Below are 23,754 nucleotides of genomic sequence, written 5' to 3'. Positions count from 1 at the left end.
GTAAGGGACAATAGGCATGGAACAATACCGGATACAGAGTGATGTACGAGGACTTCTTCGTGTTTTGCAGCGATATCTTTTTATGATAGTGACCATCACGCTAACCGCAGTCTTAACCAGCGCTGTGCTTAGCTTTTTTTTCATTCCTCCTGCTTATAAGGCGACCGCTGAGTTGCTGATTCATAAGGCCAGGCAGGAAAGCGGAATGTATTTGCTTCCTGCCTCGGAGCTTGAGGCGAATGTAGAACTGATTAAAACCTACAATGAAATCATTATCAGCCCTTCCCTTCTGGAACTTGTTGCCGGGAAACTGGGGGAGCCGGATAAAGGGAAAGCATTAGCCAAGAAAATCAGCGTAAGCGGCATACGTCATTCGCAGGTTATGGCCATTACCGTAGAAGATCGTAATCCGGCAAAGGCAGCACAGATAGCGAATATGCTCGCTGCTACCTTCCAAAGTGAAGTTGTTAAACGGATGAACATCGAAAACATACAAGTTTTGGCGGAGGCAAAAGCGGAGCGGGCGTCTTCGACTAAGTTGGTAACGTTGGCGTTGCATATCAGTACAGCTTTCTTTCTTGGATTGGCGGTTTCGGTTGGACTGGCATTTTTGCTGGAATTAACAGATCGGAGAATACGTACAGAAGAAGAAATTGAGAGTCATCTTGATCTTCCGGTACTCGGTACCGTTGCCGCCATACCTGTACATTCTTCCAAGCTAAAGAGCAAAGCGGAAGAAGAAAGGTTTATCGTACCGCTTGTATATGAAGACGGCTCCCAACTGCTGACAAAGGAGTAGACATGAAGCATCGATGGTCAACCTATGTATCTGTTCTGAGTCTTATCATGAGCTTCGTAGCTGTAGGGTTTGTTTTGCTATCAAAGCCGGAGGTTAACGTTCAAGGCGGAAATACGCAGGACGCGCAGAAAGCAAAACGAATGATAGATGTGATGCAATTCGGGGCGGTAGGGGATGGTAAAACGAATGATGCATTGGCCGTTTCGCAAGCCATTGCTTATGCGGAGAAACTGTCAGCATCACAATTTTCTCCTGAATCGAATATTGTCTTGGTATTTCCTCCTGCCGAGGGCTATGCCCTGGATACCCCGATACAGATACCGCCGAATGTCTCGGTTGAGCAGCACGCTCCCCTGATTTATACAGGAGATGCGTATGAACCGTTCGTAACAATTGGCGAGCAGGGGAAAACGACACGGGCATCCTACACGGGTCTTGCTGTCATTCGAAAGAAGCAGTCTGCTTGGCTTTCCAGTGATCCGGCGAAGCAGGCGATCGGGATTCGGATTTTTAATGCCACATCTTCCTTTATTGATATTCGACAGGCCGACTGCTTTACCATAGGAAGCCAGTTTATTGGTGCTGGCAAAGGATTTGCCTACAATGAAGTACGGCTCGGTCAGTTTATTGGTAATCATATCGGAGTGGAACTGACCAATCAAAAGGGAAAGAACGGTCGCATTGGCTGGATAAACGAAAATTTGTATATGGGAGGCCGATTTTCGGTACGTCCCTCACTTCATGCGAACGAGGATCGAATCGGAGTTGTGATTACAAGCCAGGATGGAACGTATAAAAACAACAATAATAATATTTTTATTAAACCGAGTTTTGAGTTGAGCCAGAGTGGGCTGGTTCAGGGGGCTGAAGCGCTGCCAATTCTTATCGAACATGGAAAGCTTAATACGTTTGAATACATTCGGAACGAAGGAAACGGTACGTATGCAGCGCGTATCGTTAACGGTAGCAGTGACAATGTCATTTCGACTGGTATGGGAGCGGCGCGTATTGATGATCGCTCCCTGTACCCGTCCACAATTACCAGTAGCGCTTCCGAGCGGGTGCTGGAAGAGCACAGCCACCTTTTGGCCAGTTATAACCTGTCTGAGCGGTTCCGCATGCTGCCAGACGGCCACATTTCATTTGTGGGCATGTCTTTTTTGACTGACGGATCCAATGATGTGCTTGGTAGCGTCAGCGGCCAGGCAATTAGCAGAAATCAGGATGGTACGTTTATTGTGAAAGATACGGCGCTTGGCGTCATGATCGATACAAGAAAAGTAAAATCTTTTGTTGTTAAACGCGCTTCTCCGGGAAACAGTGCCGGGAGAGTTGTAATAAAAGGTTATGATGCCAGGGGCAATATCGTAAACGCGAAACATGGAGGGTGGCTGAAAGGAAAGGAAGAAAATGTTCCGTACTGGTCAGAAAAAAGGTATGGAGGTGTATATATTACAGGCTCTGACAACAGCGATCCTCTTTTCTTCGTTGTTGGGCCTGAAGTGGCGAGGGTGTGGCTTGGGATCGCTCCCGGCTCCGGCGCTGCGGTGGTCGGAGGTATGGCCATTTATACGAAACCGGCTGACTACACACTGGTATCAAGCGGAATTCGCAATGAGTAGACTGCAAATAAATTGAGTGAACATACAGGAGGCGGACTATGTGAATAGAATAGCAGGGGTTCAGGGGGTAGTAGAAAAAATCAAGCGCAGGCTGCCGAAAAGCAAATTTGCCAGAAACGTCGTGGTATTGGCAGGGGGCACGGCGCTTACGCAGGGCTTGTTACTCCTTGCATCTCCTATTCTTAGCCGGCTATATACGCCGGAGAGTTTCGGTGTACTGGCGGTATTTACCGCTATGTTATCGATTCTTGTAGTTATTTCATCTTTACGGTATGAGCTGGCGATCCTTCTACCGGAAGAAGAAGAGACAGCGGCCAATGTATTTGCTTTATCTGTCCTGGTCGTATTTGGTATGACGCTGCTCATAGGTACGGCTGTTTTTTTGTTCGGCGATACGCTGCTATTATCGTTGAAGGCAGAGAAGATGCTGCCGTATCTGTTTTTGCTGCCTGTCAGCTTTCTGGGGCTGGGTCTCTACCAGTCTCTTAACTATTGGGCGATTCGTTATAAGAGATTCGCCAGCATCTCACGTACGAAATTCAGTCAAAGCTTCGGAATGGTATGTACACAGATATTGGCAGGATTATTTATCAAAGGGCCGGCTGGCCTGCTTTATGGAGATGTAGTTGGACGGGTCAGCGGCAGCGGAACGTTAGCGCTGCTATCGTGGCGTTATGACCGGCATATTTTGCGGAAGATTTCACTTTCTGGTGTGGGAAAGGCGGCCTGTCGTTATTATCGGTTCCCGTTATTCTCCAGCTGGTCCGGGCTTCTTAACAGCAGCGGCTTGCAGCTGCCTGCTCTTATTCTTGCGAGTTTCTACGGGCCGCAGGTTCTTGGCTGGTTCGCTCTTGGACAGCGGGTTATCGGTGTGCCCATGACCATGATCGGGCAATCTGTAGCCCAGGTCTATACGGGTGAATCTTCCCGGCTCGCCCGGCAAAATCCGGAACAGTTGCTTCGTCTATTCTATCAAACAGCAAAGAAACTGTTTTTCATTGGCCTCCTTCCTTCTTTGTTGCTTGGGATCGCCGGTCCGCAGTTGTTTGCGCTCGTATTTGGAGGCATCTGGTACGAAGCGGGGCGATACATCCAGATTCTTTCTTTCATGTACTTGATTCAGTTTGTTGTATTTCCGCTCTCGCAGACGCTTGATATTATTGAATGCCAGCACGTTCATCTTATTTGGCAGATCGGGCGGATCGTGCTGATTATCGCCGCGCTTGTCAGCGCGGCCTGGTGGAAAGCTCCGCCTGCGCTGGCCATTGGCTTATACGGAGGCGTTATGGCAGTCGGGTATGTGATTCTGTTTTTCCTCTCGGCAATGAGCATTCGGAAGTTGTGCGGAACAGATAAAACAGCAAAAGATGTCGCATAAAAAATGACACGGAAAGGCGTTGTAGTATATGTCGTTTAAAACCGTAGCTCCCCGGCTCAAAGAAAGAATGTTGCCTTTTTTCGGTATGTCGCTTTTGGGTGTGATGCTTGCTGCTCTGAGCGTAAGCATTCCGGCTATTCAAATCATTGGTTTGCTGGTGGTCGTGCTGCTTGCGCTTGTGATCTTTGCGCTGCCGGAGCTGGGGCTGGTTATTACATCGCTGGGCGGACGCTTTAATCGTGTTCCTTTCCTGGAAACGATAGATGGCCCGGTCTATGTTGCCGCTCTCAGCTTGAGTTTGACTGTATTCGTAATGATCATGCGCCGCAGATTTCATGCTCTTCTTAGTAGAGCCTATTTATTTGCCTGTTTGCTTTTCCTGGCGGTGCTGGCAGCCGGAGTGATGTATTCCGTTTCTCCTTCCTATGGGACAACAAAGTTGATAGAGTTTGCTTTTTACACGTTGCCTTTGCTTGTGCTGGCGTTAAGCATGGTGACGTCACGGCAGCATTATGTGAACTTTTTCCTTGGACTGGCTGTCATCACATTTGGCCTGGCACTGTTGGGGATCGCGGGCGGCGTCCTGAGCGGCGGTTTGGCTAATGGGAGAATTTCTGCACTGGGTGGCGGTCCGAATGTTTTCGGGCGATTTATGGTTATTGGGGCGCTGAGTACGCTGTTTCTAATTAACTGTATTAAAGTACGTGGTTTTGCGGTATGCGGCTATATCGCGCTTGCCATCTACGCAATTGCCGCTTTTTACTCCGGCTCGCGGCAGGCGTTCATTGGATTTATTTTGGCGCTTGTCATGTATGGTTTACTGATTTGGTTGAAAAGCAGCAACAAGAAGCGCTCCCGCTTTCTGCTGACATTGGGGATTGTCGGTGCTCTTCTTGTTTCCATATTTACTGTTATTCCTGTGGAGAAGATTACCGGAGGAACCGCATGGATTCGGCTTACTCTACTGTTTCAGGAAGATAAAGGGACGTCCGTGGATGCCCGCTTTGTATTTGCTGAGGCTGCCTGGTATCTGTTCCAGCAGCGCTGGTTCACAGGATGGGGGACAGGTTCGTTTGCCCGGATGTACTCCGAAGAAATTCGCTATCCGCACAACATCTTTTTGGAAGTGATGTGCGAATTGGGTGCGATTGGGCTTGCGGCATTTCTGATTGTACTGGCAGTAGCTGCGTTTGCAACCGTACGGTTAATGATAAGCAAGAAAAAGAGCGAACTTTCAGGGATGGATGTTTCTCTGATAGCTACTGTCATTACTTGCTTTTTTTTCAGTCTGTACGCCGCGCAGATTAGTGGAGATTTATATGATAATCGCTGGGTATGGCTGTTTGGTGCCCTGCTGGCCGGGTTGCCACATGCGCTTAAATAAGAAAATGGAGGGATTGAGTATGAAGAAGGAAAGAAAGTTTACGCGTAAGTTGCTTCTGCCTGTGCTGGCTGCTTCCGTAGCCTTGCCTTCGGTCGCTGCTTTTGCGCCGCAGGTTTCTTACGCAAAAGAGAAGGCGGATGACTTTGTGATGGGGATGAAAGCGGACTATATTGAAGAGTTTATTCAGGTTCTTAAGGGCTTAACCCCAGAGGGAAAGGCACAGCTTCGCCAGGTGCGCGATTCGATTCAGGAAAAGTCCCTGATTTGGTGGCGCGATACCGTGATTCAAAATCCGCAATTTATTGAAGCGGCAAAACAAAAAGGCGTAACAGTTGAAGAAGCGACTTTTCTTCTTCGTGACTTTACGCTGCTTTTCTATACGCCGGATAATCTACAAGAAAACCTGCTTTCTTTTAACATAACACGCGAGAAGTCCCCTTCCTCCACGCCTCCGGCGTAGGTGGGGGATGAATCGCGCTTCTTTTTCTCTTCTATTCGTTGTATACTAGGAATGTACGTTCGTATTGAGAAAGAAGGGGATTCGAATGATTCGAACCGCAAAAGTCGCTTTTACTGCATCGCGCTCCACCATAGATGCCCTGTTTGCCTTAAATCGCTTCTCGGCAGAAGTGTGGAATACGTGCTTGGCTGAAGCGAAAGTCTACCACCAGCAAACCGGGCAGTGGATCGGTAAAACCGAACTGCAAAAACGCTTGAAGCGTCGTTTCCCAATGCACAGCCAGAGCATACAAGCTGTGTGCCACAAATATCTTTGGGCGCGAGATAGCGCACATCAGGCCCGAAAGGAAGGGCACACGAACGTCCGCTATCCATATAAGCAAAAGAAGTATTTCAACACAAAGTGGGCGGCGGACGGTTTTACCATTCATCCCAACGGACGCATTTTGTTGAGTCGCGGCATCTGGGAAGGCAAGCGTCAAGCATCGCTTGTTGTTCGTGTGACTCAGTTACCCGCTGGAACTGTAAAAGAGATTGAACTCGTCTACGACCGGGGCCTGCATCTGTGTCTTACCTACGACGATGGCAAGAAAGCACCGAACCCGCCGGGTTCGCATATATGCGCCATTGACCCAGGTGAAATTCATACGCTTGCGGCCGTCGCAACAACTGGAGACAGTCTCATTGTGACCGGACGCAAAATCCGAAGCATTCACCGCCTGCGTAACAAGAAGCTTGCAGAGCTTCAGCGAAAAATGAGCAAGTGCCAGAAATACAGCCGTCAGTGGAAGCGGTACAATCGGGCGAAACAATATCTTCTTTCTAAAAGTAAACGCCAGTTACAGGATGCCTTGCACAAAACGACGAAACAGTTTGTCGAATGGGTGGTCGCCCAGCAAGTGAACGAAGTCTACCTTGGAGACGTCGAAGGCGTCCAGCGAAAGAAGAAAAAGAAACGTTCTCGCTGCCACAATCAGCGAATGAGCCAATGGCAGTTTGGGAAAGTAAAGAAGTACCTAATGTACAAACTGAAAGCGAAAGGCATCATGCTCCACAAGCGCGAGGAACGCTATACATCGCAAACCTGTCCGGTTTGCGGGGCGAAAAAGAACGTGCGTGGGCGTATGTATCGCTGTTCGTGCGGCTATACCCAACATCGGGACATTCACGGTGCGGCGAATCTACTGTCCAAAGTGTTGTATGAAAATCGGATTCAGTCCTTGCCGTTTGAAATACAGAAACCCACGTATCTACGGATCGCCTAAGCGAGAAGTAGTAGATGGTTTGTTCCGACCCACGCCCGTAAGGGTGTGTTGCTGAATGATTCCCCTCGCAGACGGCACGTGTCTGTGAGATCAGCGACAACCCGCTGATCGCCTGTTCTATCGAGGTGGATAGTTCAGAAACCCCTACTTCAACCTATGGTAAGTGGGGGAGGTTCATACAAAAGCATTCTGCTACATTGCAAAAATTGTTTGGGAACGAGTTTGGGATAAAAGATTTACTTGATTTTGTTAAGGATATTAGCAAGCAAATTATAGCTGACCTCATGATGGATCATATGGTGGATACGAATAAACCGCTGGATGACATTGTTGATGATGCTGTTAAGCGAACATTGGAGCACGGCAAATACAAGAAATTTGCAAACAAACTTGCTGAACTTACCCTTTCTATCGATGAAGTCATTCAAATGAGAAAACGTTTGGCAGCGGAGATCGATCCAAATAATGTAGCACGTAATGCTTTTCTTCAGGCATTCATCCGGAAAAATGTAACGCTGTCCATTCAGCCGGGTCGCCTTGTTCCGGGCAAGACCAAACAGCTTACAGTAAATGTTTCATTCCCGCGCAAAATATCCATTCGCTCGGGTGTAACATGGGAGTCTTCGAATCCGGAAGTAGCGACGGTCAACAGGAAAGGGGAGTTAACGGCGCACAAGCCGGGTACAACAACCATTACTGCCAAATTGAAAAGCATTGATGTTGGTAAGCTTGACGTAACGGTTGAACCAAAAAAGGACAAAGATAAAGAAGAAAAAGATAAAAATAAAGAAGAGAAAGACAAAAAGAATAACGACAAAAAAGACAGAAACTAGGAAGAAAGCCAGCCCCCTGCCGGATGATATACGCCGGCAGGGGGCATTTTTTTGTGGTAGATGTTTTGCCGGCCCGACCGGCTACCGTGAATGTTCTATTGTATAATAGTAAAAAACAAACATAGAGAGAAGGAACGGCTTATGGGAACAAAAGAAACCATTCTTGTAACAGGATGTGCGGGCTTTATTGGCTTCCATGTGGTAAAACGCTTGCTGCACGAAGGGTATCCTGTGGTCGGGCTTGATAACCTCAACGATTATTATGATGTATCGCTGAAGCAAGCACGGCTTGCACAGCTTATCGGACAACCCCATTTCACGTTCGTACGGGCGGCGCTTGAGGACAGGCAGGCAATCGAAGACTTGTTCTCCGCCTATCGAATCGAAATAGTTATTCATCTGGCCGCCCAAGCCGGCGTGCGTCACAGCTTGCAGAATCCGTATGTATATGCTGATTCAAATCTAACCGGATTTGTAAATATGCTGGAAGCGTGCCGCCATCATCGGGTTAAGCATTTGTTGTATGCGTCCTCAAGTTCGGTGTACGGCGCGAATGGCAAGCAGCCGTTTTCCGAACATGATGACGTGAATCATCCGGTAAGCCTGTACGCCGCTACCAAAAAGGCGAATGAATTGATGGCCCATACATACAGCCACTTATATGGTCTTGCGACGACAGGTGTCCGTCTGTTTACCGTTTACGGGCCATGGGGCCGGCCGGATATGGCGTATTTTTCGTTTACCCGCGCCATTCTCGCCGGGGAAACGATAAAAATTTTTAACCGGGGAAATATGAAGCGTGATTTTACGTATATTGATGACGCGGTGGAAGCGATTGTGCGGTTAATGTCCTGTGTTTCGGTGCCGAACCCGGCCTGGAGGACGGAAGCGCCGGACCCGGCGTCGAGCTATGCGCCGTACCGGATTTATAATATCGGTAGCCAACGACCGGTTTCGTTGCTTGAATTTATTAAGACGCTTGAACAGGTGCTTGGCCGGGAAGCAAAAAAAGAATGGTTGCCGTTGCAGCCGGGCGACGTAAAGGATACATATGCTGACGTGCAGGAGCTGATCCGCGCGACTGGTTATCGTCCACAAACCCCGCTTGCGGATGGGTTACATCGTTTTGCGGCATGGTATCGGAAGTATTACCGAGTATAGGGGGAATAACATGAAAAAAATCATTATTCTTGGTGCGGGCGGTCAAGGAAGGGAAACCGTCCAGCTAATCAAAGACATCAACAATGTCCGGCCTGAGTGGGAAGTGCTCGGTTATCTGGATGACACCCCATCCATTCACGGAGAGATACGCAATGGATTTCCGGTGCTCGGTCCATTGGACTTGTTAGCGGAACCGCGCTTCCGGGATGTGTTTGTCATTTGCGGGATAGGAAGTCCGCAGGTGAAAAAGAAAGTCATAGAGCACATAAAACAATGGCAGCCGACCGCACAATTTGCTACTTTGATTCATCCGACTGCCGTATGCGGCGATGAAAACAAGATCGGCGAAGGTACGACGATATGCGCGGGCAGCGTCATTACGACCAATGTCACCATCGGCGAACACGTGCTTATTAATTACGGTTGTACGGTCGGCCATGACTGCGTCATTGAAGACTATGCGGCGGTTTTGCCGGGTGCGAACCTATCCGGCAATGTCACGGTTCGCGAAGGGGCGCAGATAAGCGCCGGCGCGGTCGTGATTCCTGGTATGGAAATCGGTGAATATACAGTTGTTGGTGCGGGAGCGGTCGTTACTAAGCCTTTGCCTGCCCATTGTACGGCGGTCGGCGTTCCCGCCAGGCCAATAAAGCAGCATATCCTTTCTTTCCATGAGTAAACGAGGAAACACTCACCATAATCAACAGCTCTAGGTTGTGAAATTTTGTCGAGAAAAAGGGATCTTTTTTTGTTTGTACTTTTGTCGGATCTAATATAAAATGGAGGCGGTATAATCTATATGGAGGATTGTACCACCTTAGTATGTAGATGAAGAAAAACGGGAATGGATGAATACAGGTATGGATACATGTAAGCGGGTCACCATCTTGGGTGTACCGTTTCTGCATGCGACCAAGCAGGAGACGGTTGAACTGCTCACCCGCCGGATTGTGGACAACAAGAAAACACAAGTCGTAACGGCCAACCCGGAGATTGTTATGATGGGACGCCAGCATCCTTCGTACTTGAACTTGTTGCGCCGGGCTGAAGTGGTTACCCCGGACGGAATTGGCGTCGTACTTGCGTCCCGCTGGATTGGCGAACCATTGCCGGAGCGCGTGGCGGGTTACGAATTGCTGCACGCTTTGATGGTGCAAGCCGATACATACGGTTGGAAATACATGCTGGTTGGTGCGTCTCCCGAATCCAGCGCGGGAGCTGCGGAAACACTAAAGAAACAATACCCTAATGCTTGTTACAGCGGGCATTTTGACGGGTATTTTTCCAAGGAAGAGGAAAAGAACATCTTGGATCATATCAAGCGGGAACGCCCGCACCTGTTGTTTGTGGCGCTTGGCGCCCCGTGCCAGGAAGAGTGGATCGCCCGCCATTTGCCCGATTTGCCGGTCAATCTGGCGATGGGCGTCGGTGGCAGCTTTGACGTACTGTCCGGTAAAGTCAAGCGGGCGCCTGAAGTCTGGCAGAAACTGAATCTGGAATGGCTGTATCGTCTTCTGTCGCAGCCGAAGCGTTGGAGAAGGCAGTTGCTTTTGCCGAAGTTCGTGCTATCGGTACTGTGGAATCAAGTTATACTGCGTAGAAAATGAAGCAAAAGACTGAAGGATATAATTGAAAATATAAGGAGAGGAAACATGGAGAGTAGTTATATTTACGGGTTTATTCTTTCGCTTGTCGTGGCGCTCATAGCGACGCCGCTTGTGAAAAAGCTCGCGATTGCTGTCGGCGCTGTGGATAAGCCCAATCACCGTAAAGTTCATCAGCGTCTGATGCCGCGTCTTGGAGGACTTGCGATTTACCTCGGTTTTTTGGCGGCGTACCTGCTGGTATTCCCTCCGTTCCTTGAGAAAATTGGCCCGTTTCTTGAGCAGATGGGCATTTCTTCTGAAGCGATGGTGGAGACGTATTCTCGGGCGACGTTGGGAATCTTTATTGGCGGTACGATCATTGTGCTGGTGGGCGCGCTCGATGACCGTTTCGAATTGTCTCCAAAGTTGAAGCTATTAGGCCAGATTGTGGCTGCGGCGGTTGTTGTGTACTATGGCCTGCGAATTGAGTTTGTAAATTTGCCATTTCAGGGCATGCTAAGCTTTGAGTGGGATTGGATTGCCATAGGGATTACAATTTTTTGGATTGTTGGGATTACGAATGCGGTTAACCTGATTGACGGGCTGGATGGACTGGCCGCCGGTGTATCGGGCATCGCCACGGCCGCGATGATGATTATGGCGGTATTCGTGATGCCAAATCCAGTGGTCGCTCTGTACTGTGCGATCTTGTTGGGCGGGATTCTTGGATTTCTCCGTTACAATTTCCACCCGGCTAAAATATTTATGGGCGACACTGGCGCCTTGTTCCTTGGATTTAATCTGGCGACATTATCCATTATGGGTTTCAAAAACACAACCTTATTTGCTTTTATTATACCGATTCTGATTCTTGGGGTACCGCTGTCGGACACGATTTTTGCGATGGTGCGTCGTTTCCTCAATAAGCAGCCGATTTCGGTGGCAGACAAGGAGCACTTACATCACTGCCTGCTGGCGATGGGATTGTCTCACCGCGGCGCAGTGCTGGCAATCTACGGTATCAGCTTCGTATTCGCGACTGCGGCGATTGTGTTCTCGCAGTCAACGCTGTGGGGCGCGCTCATTATCGTATGCGCGTTGCTATTCATTTTGCAACTTGTCGCCGAGCTCATCGGTTGGGTCGGCCAGAAGAAAAAACCGCTTCTGGAAACGGCGCGCAGAATCAAGCAGATGACAACAGGAAAGCAATGAGTGAAAGAGACGAGTGCTTGGCGCTCGTCTTTTTATTAGGCTTTTTTCCACCAGCTTTTTACCGCCCACCGCAACGGCATGCTGCTTGACGTCTGGTTGGACGCTTTTGGCGTTTTCTATAGTATTCTCCTCGCGTTATGGCTGCTTCGCTCCCGCCGCTCAAAAACGTTCGCTTGCAAATCATAAAGGAAATAAAACGATTTTCTTCTAAAAAAGACCTATAATAAAGTAGAATAATAATTAGATCGACTATTAATAATTGGGAGAGGAAAAAGATGAATAAAAAGAACACGTTGATTCCGTTGGTCACGGCGTGTGGGTTACTATCTGGTGCATGGTTGCCCGGAGCGCCGGTTGTTTTGGCACAGGAAATCAAAACAGGAGCGCCGGCTGTTGTCAGCATCCAGACCGAAAACGGAATGGACGCGAAAGCCAAACAGCCGACTGACGTAAGATGGGTGATTCGTTTTAATACGCCAATCGAACGCTATACGGTCGATGATAGCGCTTTGTTCGTAAAGGATGAATCCGGTAATAAAGTATCTGTCACGCTTGTGTTTGGCGATAAAGATCAAACCATTACGGTCAAACCGCCCACAAACGGATATGGATCGGGACAAACATACTTTTTGTGCGTAAACGATAGTATTTACGCCAAGTCAGGCAAGAAACTCAGCGCCTCGGTCACACAGAAATTCCAAATTCAAAATGAAATTGTAAGCATTCAGGGAGATAAAGACCACACCTTCTTCATCGGTAAAAAAGAAGTTTGGAGAAGCGGAAAGGAAAACTTCCTACCGACAACAGAACAAGGCAAAAACCTTGCGACCCCGCAGCTTTTTAAAGAGCTGAGCGATATAAAAACCATTGTGAATGGCAAGGAGCATTTCCTGGCGCTGACCAACGACGGAACGGTCTGGGCCTGGGGCACAAACAAATCCGGCGAACTGGGCGATGGTACGAACCAGTCACGCAATACGCCGGTACAGGTAAAAGGATTGAGCGATGTTATAGAAGTCGTAGCGGCCAACGACAGTGATGGCAATGGCTATAGTCTGGCATTAACGAAGGATGGCACCATTTATGCGTGGGGCAGCAATAAATACGGCCAGCTGGGATTGGGCGAAGGAGCAGGAGCCTTTGTTAAAACGCCCACGAGAGTTTTGGAGGTGCGGGACATAGCGTCCATTGCTGGCGGTCAGGGCCACGCGTTTGCCGTAAAAAATGATGGCACGGTTTATGCGTGGGGCCGTAACAATGAAGGTCAGCTTGGCGACGACACGACCAAAGACCGCTACATCCCTGTCCGCATTGATGATTTGAAAGGAATTTCCAGGATCGTCATGGGAACGAACCATATCATCGCTTTTCAACGGAGTGGCAATATGTATGCGTGGGGCAATAACGATTTCGGCCAGCTTGGTAATGGTAGTAATGGTGCTAGTAAAACTCCTGTCCAGGTTAACTTTTTATCCGATGTCCAGCAGCTCTTTACGGTTGGAGACAGCAATTTTGCTTTGAAGAGTGATGGAACGGTTTGGGCCTGGGGCAAGAACGATGAAGGACAATTGGGTGATGGAACGAGAGAAAATCGTTTGATGCCTGTAAAAATCGAAGTCCTCACTAAAATCAAGATGATTTCTGTAAGTGAAGATCACGGGCTTGCGCTTGATGAAGACGGAAAAGTCTGGGCCTGGGGCAAAAATAATCAAGGGCAATTAGGCATAGGAAAAACAGAAGGAAAGGAAAGCAGCGTGCCTGTTCAGGTTGGCAAACTATCAAATATCAAACAAGTATATGCGAAGTCCGGCAGCAGTTTCGCCATTGGAGAGGACGGAACGGTCTGGGCCTGGGGCGAAAACGGAGCAGGGCAACTAGGGGAAGGAACCGCCAAGAACCAGCCGGCTCCCGCAAAAACCCCTACATTTTAGCAGTGCGAAACAGTCCGGCTGCTCCATCAGCCGGACTGTTTTCTGATGATATCGCTTGAAAAACTCGCAACGTAGCGTTCTGCCTTTGCTATATAAACATGAGGGTAAGCGGGCAAAGACCGCGGGGCTTTCTTGAAACATTTACAATATTATCTTCGTCTAGTATACGTTACCTGCAAAATCTTTTAAAATTAAGTATAGTAGAGAATGACATGATACAAAAACAAGAAAGAGGAGTGACCGTGAGACATGAAGCGTATTACACGTACTATCGTTCCGTTTACGCTTGCCGGACTGCTTAGCGTAAACGGACTTCTACCTGCTGTGGCTGATGCCGCGTCGAATGCTGCATCCGGCCAGTTTAAAGATGTGTCTGCCAATCACTGGGCCAGCCAGTATATTTTGAAGATGGGGCTTCGCGATGTGGTGGCCGGATATAACGACGGAACGTTTAGACCGGACGAAAGTGTAACGCAATTGCAGGCGCTGGCGATGGTTGTCCGAAATATGGGACTTACGGAAGAAGCGAAAAAATACGAGAGTACGGCGATTCCGTACAGTGTGCCGGACTGGGCAAAAGGTTCCGTTGCGCTGGCGATTTCCAAAGGTCTGATTAAGCCAACGGAGAAAAACTTTTATCCAGATATGCCTGCTTCGCGCGCCTGGGTCGCACAGCTTATGGTTCGCATGATTGACAAGGAGTCGGAAGTAGGCAAAGCATCTTCCACCTTGTTTACCGACGGATCAAGCATTCCGGATTGGGCGAAGGGGTATGTAGATGTAGCTGTTGCGAATGACTTAATCTCCGGATACAAAGAAGGAGCAGGAACGGCTTTCAAGCCGAACCGTGCCGTAACGCGCGCGGAAATGGTCACCATGCTCAGCAAGGGAGAACGTTTCCTTAAGATTGAATCGGCTAACACCCGCATCGGTTATCTGCAAAGCGTAAGCGGCAATACGTTAACGCTGACCGATGAGTCAGGCAAGGAACAGTACCGCTATACCATTACAAGCGACACCCAGTTTTATAACGGAAATGTAAAGACAACATCCGCTAATCTGGGAACGGACAGTCAATTGCTCGTTATTAGTGAAAATGGACAGGCTCGATACGTGGAAGTCATCAACTTTAAACAAAAGTCGAAATATGACAAAGCGGTACTGGAAAAAGTGTTTATAGAAGCCAACACGGTTGTATTGCGCCTGGCTGATGGAAAATTGCAAACTTATACGATCGCCAAGGATGCGGTAATCGGAGCAGGAATGGACAGGCTTAAGCTTTCCGATTTTGTGAACGGCGATGAGGTAGAATTCAGATTGAACACGGATGGACAGGTTTCTGAATTGTTCCGTACGGGCTTAAGCAAGGCACAAAGCTTGCAAGGCAGTGTCTATGATGTCGACAAGCAAAACAAATTGCTGACGATTAAAGCGTCCAGCGGAAAACTGGAGACGTACCAGTACAGTGATATTACGTATGTCGAATACAAAGGCAAGCGGTTCCCGAGCATCGAAGATTTACTTCCGGGCGATGAGGTTAAGCTGGAGCTGACGAACGGCATCGTCAGCAAGGTTGTTGTCGAAGCGGAAGCCGGCAAAACAAATGGGGGAGACGTTGGAACGGTTAAGGCGATCAGCGATAAGGATCGATTCGTAACTCTGCAAGGTGAAGATGGAAAGATTCAGGCATATACGGTTGCACAGAACGCCATTATTACGCTAAACGGTGCGCTTGCGCCTACGCTGGCGGACGTGAAAGTCGGCGACAAAGTGGAATTTAAAGTACAGAAGGATATGATTACGTCACTGGCTGTGAAGAATCGTACCGTCTACAACAATAAAGACTTATTGTCCGGCAGCATCTTTGCTCTGGATAAAAAGAACCGTATTCTTTCGCTGAAGACCACCAACGGTGAACTCAAGGCGTACGAGGTCGTTTCCAACGCGGAGATTTTGATTAACGGTTCATCGAAAAAAGAGCTGGATGCACTGGATAAGGATATGAACGTTTCGATTCAGCTGAACGAAGACAACAAAATTATCTATATTAACGCCGATAACCGCGTCCGGGCCGAAGTGGTACGCGTAAATACGGATGATAAGTTGTTGACAGTGAAGCTGGCAACAGGCGAAACGAAAGTATACGTAGTTGATCCGAAGGTAGATATTACGATTTACGATGTGCGCGGTGAGGATCTGCGCGATCTGCGGATTGGCGACAAGATCGCGATGAAGATGAATGGAAACAAGATTACGGATATTGAAGTGGAACGCTCGTTCGTTTACCGTGTTACAGAAAATGGGGGCACATACTCGAATCGCCTCACCGTACAGGATGAAAATGGAAGATCGCATGATGTCATCATCGATAGCCGCGTGACCTTCTCCATTCCGGGTATCCCGTACCCGAGAGTGTCTGATGTGAAGAAGGGCGATGTGCTACGGGCCACATATTTGGGTGATGATCTCAAAGAAATTGCGATTGTGCCGAACGTATATGGACAAGTTGTATCTGTGTCTCCGGAAATGGGCCGGATTGTGGTGCGTGACTTAAACGGCGTGACCAGCGAAGTGACTGCCGCATATGGAACAACGATTCAGATTGGCGACCGCCAATATACGAATATCAACGTTTTGAAACCGGGTGATCGTGTACAGGTGGCAGAGGCAACCAATGGCGCGAAAAGTATCGTTGTACTGACGAAAGTCGAGACTACCTTTAATTCGCTTGATCCGCTGGGCGACCGAATCTATACCGCGAAGCAAAGCTACTACCTGCCGGACAGCCTGTTTAACCGTCAGGTCAACCTGCAATCGCTGTTGCGCGGTCTGCGTAAAGGTGACAACGTAGCGATTTACCTGCTGAATAATGAAGTGTACGAAATAGAGAAGGTAAATTAAATGAAGAAAGACTCGCGGCTTTCATCCGCGAGTCTTTTCTATGATTCGATGTGAAATGCGCGTTTATTCAGGGCATACAGTTCAAATAAACAAAGCGAAAAAATTTTTTGACCGCAACAAACCGCTGCGGTTGACGTCTAATAAAATGACGAGTAAAATTATTACTCGGAAATGATTTACTTTCCTGCTGATTTTTGCAGGATGTTCCGGAGTGAAGAAATTGCTGGACTATTTAATTACGTCGAAAACGCGGATCAAACTTTTGCTGAAGTTTTTTTTGAACGCAGAAGCGCGCGGCTATTTGCGTTCGCTGGCGGAAGAGTTCGGCGAGTCGACCAACGCGGTGCGCGTGGAACTGAACCGGCTGACAGAAGCGGGCTTGCTGGAGGCAGAAAGCGAAGGCCGGACGAAAGTGTACCGCGCCAACCGTGGTCACGCGCTATTTGAGGACTTACATAATATTGTAAAGAAATACATAGGCATTGATCAGTTAATTGAAGAGGTATTGCGTAAACTTGGAAATGTGGAGCTTGCACTTATTACTGGTGATTACGCAAAAGGGATTGACTCCGGGATTATTGATTTGGTGATTGTAGGCGGAGTTGATAAGGGGTATTTACAGGTGTTAGTAGAGAAAGCGGAAGAGTTAATTCGTAGGAAGATTCGGATATTGATATTAAATAGGCAAGGGTTTGAAAAGTTAAAAGGGAAGTTTGAAGAAGAGAATGCGTTAGTAGTGTGGAATCAATTAAAATAAACAATTTATAAATATGGATAGTTTTTATTTTGAAAGATTATGTAGATTTTTTTGGAGGAGCAAAATTATGAAAAAAGCTTTAATTACAGGAATTACAGGACAAGATGGCTCTTATTTAGCAGAACTACTATTAGAAAAAGGATATGAAGTGTACGGTTTAATTCGTCGCACTAGTACTCCTATTATGGTTAATATCGAGCATTTAAAAGATAAAATCACACTAGTTTCCGGTGATCTGACAGATTTATCTTCGCTAGTGGCAATTATAAAAAAGATTCAACCGGATGAAGTATATAACTTAGGAGCGCAATCTTTTGTAGCAACATCATGGGAACAGTCTATTTTAACTGGTCAAGTAACGGCGCTGGGAGTTACAAATATTTTAGAGGCATTGCGAATGGAAAAACCAGATGCTAAGTTTTATCAAGCATCTTCTAGTGAAATGTTTGGAAAAGTTGTTGAAATGCCACAAAAAGAAACGACTCCATTTTATCCGCGTAGCCCATATGGTGTAGCAAAAGTATACGGACACTGGATTACTGTGAATTACCGCGAGAGTTTTGATATGTTCGCATGTTCAGGGATTTTATTTAATCACGAATCTCCGAGACGTGGTATAGAATTCGTTACACGTAAAATTACAGACGGGGTAGCGAGAATTAAACACGGTTTACAAAAAGAACTTCGTCTTGGGAACTTGGATGCACAGCGTGATTGGGGCTTTGCAAAAGACTATGTTGAATGTATGTGGTTGATGTTACAGCAAGAAAAAGCAGATGATTATGTGATTGCGACAGGAGAAATGCATTCCGTTCGTGAATTCTGTGAGATTGCTTTTGGACATGTAGGGCTGAATTATGAGGATTACGTAGTTGTTGATCCAAAATTCTTCCGGGCTGCCGAGGTAGATGTATTGTTGGGAGATGCTAGTAAAGCAATTAACAAACTAGGATGGAATCCACGTAAAACATCTTTTGAACAATTAGTAACAATGATGGTGGATAATGATATGGATTTAATCCGTAAACAGTTAAAATAAATAATGAAGGTGTATTAATAATGAGAGCCCTAATCACTGGAGTTGCAGGCTTCGTAGGCAAATATTTAGCTAACCATCTAACTGAGCAAAATGTAGAAGTTTTTGGGACATCTAGAAATAATGAAGCAAAATTACCTAACGTTGAAATGATATCATTAGATATTATGGATTCTCAAAGGGTTAAAAAGGTAATCTCTGATATTAAGCCAGACTATATTTTTCATCTTGCAGCCAAGAGTTCTGTTAAGGACTCTTGGCTTAATAAAAAGGGGACATTTTCTACAAATGTATTTGGTACTTTGCATGTATTGGATGCAGTTCGCGACAGTAATCTAGATTGTCGTATACTGACCATAGGATCTTCTGAAGAGTATGGAATGATATTACCAGAAGAATCACCTGTATCGGAAGAGAACCAATTACGTCCTATGAGTCCTTATGGTGTAAGTAAAGCTTCTGTTGGGATGCTTGCTAGACAATATGTCAAAGCATATGGGATGGATATTATTCATACGAGAACATTTAATCATATTGGCCCGGGTCAAAGTTTAGGTTTTGTTACGCAGGATTTTGCTAAACAGATTGTTGATATTGAGATGGAAAAGCAGGAACCAATTATAAAAGTTGGAAATCTAGAGGCTGTTCGTGATTTTACCGATGTACGCGATATTGTGCAAGCATATTGGTTATTATCTCAATATGGAAAAACAGGTGACGTATATAATGTATGTTCTGGAATTGGCACAAGGATTCAAGATGTTCTTGACTTATTACTAGCTATGGCTAATGTGAAAATTGATACTGAGTTAAATCCGTTACAATTAAGACCTTCTGAGGTTCCAACTCTTATAGGTTCTAATAAAAGATTGAAGGATTCTACAGGGTGGAAACCAAGAATTCCTCTTGAAAAGTCTTTATTCGAGATTTTACAAAGTTACCGTCAAGCATAAGAGAGGTGCTAAATTATTTTAAAGGCAATTTGGAGATACAGAGGATTTATTTGGGGGTTAGCAGCTCGCGATTTTCAATCTAGGTATCTTAATTCAATACTGGGTTCACTGTGGGCTATTCTTAATCCTTTAGCAATCATTGTAGTATATACAATCATTTTTTCTCAAGTAATGAGAGCTAAACTCCCTGAGATTGATAACTCATTGGCGTATAGTATTTATATGTGTGCAGGACTACTGCCATGGAATTATTTTATTGAAACATTACAACGTTTTCAAAATGTATTTTTAGAACAGGGGAACTTATTGAAGAAAGTGAGCTTTCCGCGAACTTCATTACCTATTTATGTGGTGATATCTTCGACGATTAACTTCAGTATTATTTTTGGTTTGTTTATTGTGTTTTTGTTAATAACAGGCCAGTTCCCAGGTTGGTATTTTCTTGGTGTTTTTCCTCTTTTGTTATTGCAGCAAATGTTTGCTGTAGGAATAGGGATGTTCCTTGGAACAATAAATGTATTCTTTAGAGATATAGGGCATGCGTTTGGCGTGTTTTTGCAATTCTGGTTCTGGTTAACGCCTATTGTCTATCCTATCAAAGCTGTTCCTGAGAAATTTAAATCTATTTTTGAATTAAATATTATGTATCCAATAGTTAAGTCATTTCAAACTATTTTTGTTTATCAAAAATGGCCACAATGGAATGAGCTATTCATTCCGTTTTTAGGTGCTTTAATTATGATGTTATTAGGGTATGTGACTTTTAAAAAGCTGGAAAAAGAAATGGTGGACGAGATTTAATGTCTAGAATTGAGGTTAAGAACCTAGGGAAAAAGTATAAAAAATATGCTAGAAAATGGCATAGACTGTTTGAGTGGATAACTGGTCGTAAAAAACATGAGGAAAAATTTGTTTTAAAGGGGTTATCTTTTAATGTTTTAGAAGGGGAATCCGTTGGCATTATAGGACATAATGGTGCTGGGAAAAGTACATTGTTAAAGATTTTAACAGGTACAACACAGCCTTCGGAAGGAGAATTTAAAGTTAATGGAAGGGTGGCAGCTTTACTTGAGTTAGGCATGGGCTTTCATCCTGATTTTACAGGCATACAAAATGTATATATGTCTGGACAATTAATGGGTTTATCAAATGAAGAGATTACAAGATTGCTTCCTGAAATTGAAAGATTTGCTGAAATTGGAGATTATATTCATCAGCCGTTGAGAACATATTCAAGCGGTATGGCTGTTCGTTTAGCTTTTTCGGTAGCGACCGCTATAAGACCAGATGTTTTAATTGTTGATGAGGCTTTATCTGTAGGAGATGCCTATTTTCAACATAAATGCTTTGATAGAATAAAAAAGTTTCGTAGTGAGGGAACGACAATTTTATTTGTTTCACATGATCCTGGTGCCGTCAAAAATCTTTGCGATCGAGCAATTCTTTTAGATCAGGGGATAATGATTAAAGAAGGGACACCTGAAGAGGTACTGGATTATTATAATGCAATTATTGCCAAGCGTGAAGCAGATTATAATATTAAGCAGAGCATAGGTAAAGATGGAAAAGTAGATACTAGATCTGGTAACGGTGATATTAAAATTGAAAAAGTTGAGTTGTTTTCTGGCAATCGTAAGGTGAATGCTGTCCAAGTAGGGGAAGAAATAGAGATAAAAATTGATTTGAAATGTATGAAAAAAATTGATTGTCCAACTGTTGGATTTATGTTTAAAGATAGGTTAGGGAACGAAGTGTTCGGGACGAATACTTACTACTTAAAAAAGAATATAGAAAGTTTACAAATCGGTGAAAAATTTTCTGTTATATTTAAAATTCCTGCTAATTTTGGTATAGGAAATTATAGTTTAACTGTAGCAGCACACGAGGGGCATACACATACAGCGAAGAACTACGAATGGTGGGATCATGCTGCTTTATTACAGGTTGTTCCGGGTGACGAGGCTCCGTTTGTAGGTGTGTGTTATTTAAAAGCTACAGTAGAGTTTAGTAAAGGAGTAATGGTTTAATGAAAATCGAATTTGATGATGCTGAAATTGATGTAAAAGACATAATGAGACAAATTAAAGAGAACGTTTTGGCAAGAGGAGATGTACGAGAAATCCCGGAAAAAGTAGTAGTTAACGGTCAAAATTATCTAACCGAGTTAGAAATAGAGCAACATTTATTACAAAAAACCTGGGATTATTCATTAGATTATCCTATCAAATCGAACCGTAAAGTTATTGGTCGGTTAATCGTATTTTGTAAGAGGTTAATTCGTAAGCTAATTCACTGGTATGTGAATCCGGGTGTAAAAAAGCAAATAAATTTCAATGCAAATGTTGTTCGTACTCTTAATCCTCTTATTGAACAAGTTAAGCAAATAACAGATTATAATGAAAGTCTAGAACAAAAGCTAGAACAAAAGTTAGAACAAAAGCTAGAACAAAAGTTAGAACAAAAGCTAGAACAAAAGCTAGAACAAAAGCTAGAACAAAAGTTAGAACAAAAGCTAGAACAAAAGTTAGAACAAAAGCTAGAACAAAAGTTAGAACAAAAGCTGAAACAGAGACTAAAACTTTTTGATGAAGAACAGAAAAACACTATACAACCTATTTATCATACAATAAGAGTACAAACAGAGAGATTGCGTCGGATTGAGAGAATGTTGAAAAATAAAGAAAGTAAAGTTTTAACTTCAAATGAGAATATAGACGTAGTTTCTTTAGAAGAAAAAATTAAGGAAACGGACACAGAATTTGACTACTATTTATTTGAAGAATATTACAGAGGTTCTCGAGAAGAGATTATAAATAGACAAAAGAAGTATCTAAAGTATTTTTCTGAGGGACAGTATGTTTTAGACCTTGGATGTGGGCGTGGAGAATTCACAGAACTTTTGCTTTCTAAGGGAATAAAAGTTACTTGTGTAGATATAGATGAAGACATGGTAGCATATTGCAAGGATCGTGGTTTTCCGATAGTTAAAAGTGATTTGTTTTCCTATTTAAATTCTGTTCCTGATCGTTCGGTAGATGGTATTTTCTTAGGACAAGTTATTGAACATTTAACAACCGAACAATTTATCTCACTTGTAAATATCTCTTATAGGAAGTTAAAACCAATGGGCTACTTTATTGCGGAGACACCAAATCCACGTAGTCTATCAATTTTTGCACAGAGCTTTTATATGGATCCTACCCATGTAAAGCCAGTTCATCCATATACCTCAAAGTTTGTTTTAGAATCAGCAGGTTTCTTTGATGTTGAGATACATTATTTTTCTCCAAATCATGAAAGTACACAACTTCCATACTTGGAATTAGAGGGTGTTAAGTCAAATTCACTAGATAAATTTAATCAGGTTTTGCAAGTCTGGAATGAGATAATTTTTGGTAATCAAGATTATTATGTTGTAGGAAGGAAGTAAATATTCATTGATAATTAATCAACTATTACCTTCTATCAGTCCCGGAGATGCGGTTAGTAATAGCGTCTTAAATATAATGAATTTGTTAAATGAAATGGGTTTTGATTCCAAGATTTATGCCGAATCAATTCATCCTGCAATGCAAGAGGTTGCTTTGCCTATAAGTAGTTGCCCAAAGGATTGTTCTTTGATTTATCATATGGCGATTGGTTATCCATTTGCATATAAACTGCCTAATTTTAAGGGAAAAAAAATTCTTATTTATCATAATATCACTCCTGATGTTTTTTTTAGAGATTATAAAGAAATTCAGGAGCTTTGTATAGAAGGTAGAAGACAATTAAAGTTTTTAGTACCATATATTGATTATGCTTGGGCTGATTCTGAATATAATCGATTAGAGTTAGAGGAATTGGGCTATAAAAATACACATGTAACACCAATTATTATAAACTTCGAAGATTATAAAAGAAATCCAAGTCAAAAGCTGATGGAAAAATTCAAAGCAGAAAAGCATATAACTAATATTTTATTTGTTGGTCGTATAGCCCCTAATAAAAAACAAGAAGATATTATCAAAGTGTTTTATTATTATAAAAAATATATTAATGAAGATTCTCGCTTGTTTTTGGTAGGTTCTTATAGTGGGATGGAGAGGTACTATAATGAGCTTATGGAGCTTGTTAAAGAGTTGCAGTTAGAAGATGTGTATATAACAGGACATATTTCGTTTGAAGAGATATTGGCTTATTATACAAACGCGGATCTTTTTTTATGTATGAGTGAGCATGAAGGGTTTTGCGTGCCGTTAGTTGAAGCGATGCATTTTGAAATTCCTATTATAGCCTACAAGAGTAGTGCAATAGGTGAAACATTAGGGAATGGCGGGATTCTTGTATTAGAAAAGCAATATAAAGAGATTGCAGAGTTAATGCATATCGTATTAAGCACACCTAAGATTAAAGAAAGAATGATTATAAATCAAAAGAAACGTTTAGAGTTTTTTTCTAAAAAGAATACAGAAAATATATTTAGAGAACGCATACA

20 protein-coding genes are annotated in these 23,754 nt (G+C 44.3%); all 20 read left to right on the top strand.

Translation table 11 applies throughout. From position 1 onward, the window contains the following. Nucleotides 1–16 precede the first annotated feature (16 nt). Nucleotides 17–799 (top strand): YveK family protein, encoded by a 783-nt coding sequence (locus BLR88_RS08505; protein ID WP_091260448.1) that lies wholly within the window; start codon nucleotides 17–19, stop codon nucleotides 797–799. A 2-nt stretch (nucleotides 800–801) separates the two neighbouring features. Then, a complete protein-coding gene (locus BLR88_RS08500; protein ID WP_057897449.1) occupies nucleotides 802–2,421 on the top strand; it encodes a hypothetical protein in 1,620 nt (539 codons plus the stop codon). Between the two features lie 40 nt (nucleotides 2,422–2,461). Next, nucleotides 2,462–3,799, top strand: a complete 1,338-nt coding sequence (locus BLR88_RS08495) for a lipopolysaccharide biosynthesis protein (RefSeq protein ID WP_057897450.1) — start codon at nucleotides 2,462–2,464, stop codon at nucleotides 3,797–3,799. Between the two features lie 28 nt (nucleotides 3,800–3,827). Then, on the top strand, nucleotides 3,828–5,183 hold the full coding sequence (locus BLR88_RS08490; protein ID WP_091260447.1) for an O-antigen ligase family protein: 1,356 nt from the start codon (nucleotides 3,828–3,830) through the stop codon (nucleotides 5,181–5,183). Between the two features lie 19 nt (nucleotides 5,184–5,202). Continuing rightward, on the top strand, nucleotides 5,203–5,643 hold the full coding sequence (locus BLR88_RS08485) for a hypothetical protein (protein WP_091260445.1): 441 nt from the start codon (nucleotides 5,203–5,205) through the stop codon (nucleotides 5,641–5,643). Nucleotides 5,644–5,728: 85 nt separating this feature from the next. Further along, complete coding sequence (locus BLR88_RS08480; protein ID WP_091260444.1) at nucleotides 5,729–6,907, top strand: RNA-guided endonuclease InsQ/TnpB family protein; 1,179 nt, start codon at nucleotides 5,729–5,731, stop codon at nucleotides 6,905–6,907. 197 nt (nucleotides 6,908–7,104) lie between these two features. Continuing rightward, the gene (locus BLR88_RS08475) at nucleotides 7,105–7,740 is read left to right on the top strand and encodes an Ig-like domain-containing protein (RefSeq protein WP_217639383.1); all 636 of its coding nucleotides are present in this window, start codon (nucleotides 7,105–7,107) and stop codon (nucleotides 7,738–7,740) included. Nucleotides 7,741–7,881: 141 nt separating this feature from the next. Continuing rightward, nucleotides 7,882–8,901, top strand: coding sequence for an NAD-dependent epimerase (locus BLR88_RS08470; protein WP_057897453.1), 1,020 nt, complete (start codon nucleotides 7,882–7,884; stop codon nucleotides 8,899–8,901). Nucleotides 8,902–8,911: 10 nt separating this feature from the next. Beyond that, on the top strand, nucleotides 8,912–9,580 hold the full coding sequence (locus tag BLR88_RS08465) for an acetyltransferase (protein ID WP_057897454.1): 669 nt from the start codon (nucleotides 8,912–8,914) through the stop codon (nucleotides 9,578–9,580). A 181-nt stretch (nucleotides 9,581–9,761) separates the two neighbouring features. Next, nucleotides 9,762–10,508 (top strand): WecB/TagA/CpsF family glycosyltransferase, encoded by a 747-nt coding sequence (locus tag BLR88_RS08460; RefSeq protein ID WP_057897455.1) that lies wholly within the window; start codon nucleotides 9,762–9,764, stop codon nucleotides 10,506–10,508. A 45-nt stretch (nucleotides 10,509–10,553) separates the two neighbouring features. Beyond that, nucleotides 10,554–11,699, top strand: a complete 1,146-nt coding sequence (locus tag BLR88_RS08455) for a glycosyltransferase family 4 protein (RefSeq protein ID WP_057897456.1) — start codon at nucleotides 10,554–10,556, stop codon at nucleotides 11,697–11,699. Between the two features lie 275 nt (nucleotides 11,700–11,974). After that, a complete protein-coding gene (locus BLR88_RS08450; protein WP_057897457.1) occupies nucleotides 11,975–13,630 on the top strand; it encodes an RCC1 domain-containing protein in 1,656 nt (551 codons plus the stop codon). 249 nt (nucleotides 13,631–13,879) lie between these two features. After that, nucleotides 13,880–16,531: an S-layer homology domain-containing protein gene (locus tag BLR88_RS08445; protein WP_057897458.1), complete on the top strand. Its 2,652-nt coding sequence runs from the start codon at nucleotides 13,880–13,882 to the stop codon at nucleotides 16,529–16,531. A 211-nt stretch (nucleotides 16,532–16,742) separates the two neighbouring features. Beyond that, nucleotides 16,743–17,288, top strand: coding sequence for a helix-turn-helix domain-containing protein (locus BLR88_RS08440; RefSeq protein ID WP_236781943.1), 546 nt, complete (start codon nucleotides 16,743–16,745; stop codon nucleotides 17,286–17,288). Between the two features lie 67 nt (nucleotides 17,289–17,355). After that, nucleotides 17,356–18,327, top strand: a complete 972-nt coding sequence (gmd, locus tag BLR88_RS08435; protein WP_057897459.1) for a GDP-mannose 4,6-dehydratase — start codon at nucleotides 17,356–17,358, stop codon at nucleotides 18,325–18,327. 20 nt (nucleotides 18,328–18,347) lie between these two features. After that, nucleotides 18,348–19,277, top strand: coding sequence for a GDP-mannose 4,6-dehydratase (locus BLR88_RS08430; RefSeq protein ID WP_057897460.1), 930 nt, complete (start codon nucleotides 18,348–18,350; stop codon nucleotides 19,275–19,277). A 12-nt stretch (nucleotides 19,278–19,289) separates the two neighbouring features. Then, nucleotides 19,290–20,078 carry an ABC transporter permease gene (locus BLR88_RS08425; protein ID WP_057897461.1) on the top strand — a complete coding sequence of 263 codons (789 nt, stop codon included), beginning with the start codon at nucleotides 19,290–19,292 and terminating at the stop codon, nucleotides 20,076–20,078. Continuing rightward, nucleotides 20,078–21,304, top strand: coding sequence for an ABC transporter ATP-binding protein (locus tag BLR88_RS08420; RefSeq protein WP_057897462.1), 1,227 nt, complete (start codon nucleotides 20,078–20,080; stop codon nucleotides 21,302–21,304). Before BLR88_RS08425 ends, BLR88_RS08420 begins: the two co-directional genes overlap by 1 nt. Continuing rightward, on the top strand, nucleotides 21,304–22,707 hold the full coding sequence (locus BLR88_RS08415) for a class I SAM-dependent methyltransferase (protein ID WP_091260442.1): 1,404 nt from the start codon (nucleotides 21,304–21,306) through the stop codon (nucleotides 22,705–22,707). The genes BLR88_RS08420 and BLR88_RS08415 overlap by 1 nt, the downstream gene beginning before the upstream one ends. A gap of 76 nt (nucleotides 22,708–22,783) precedes the next feature. Next, on the top strand, nucleotides 22,784–23,754 hold a 971-nt coding region (locus BLR88_RS08410), incomplete at its 3' end, for a glycosyltransferase (protein ID WP_091260440.1).

This window comes from Aneurinibacillus thermoaerophilus, from assembly GCF_900099925.1.
GTDB lineage: Bacteria > Bacillota > Bacilli > Aneurinibacillales > Aneurinibacillaceae > Aneurinibacillus > Aneurinibacillus thermoaerophilus.
This window is presented reverse-complemented; position numbering and strand designations above follow the sequence as displayed.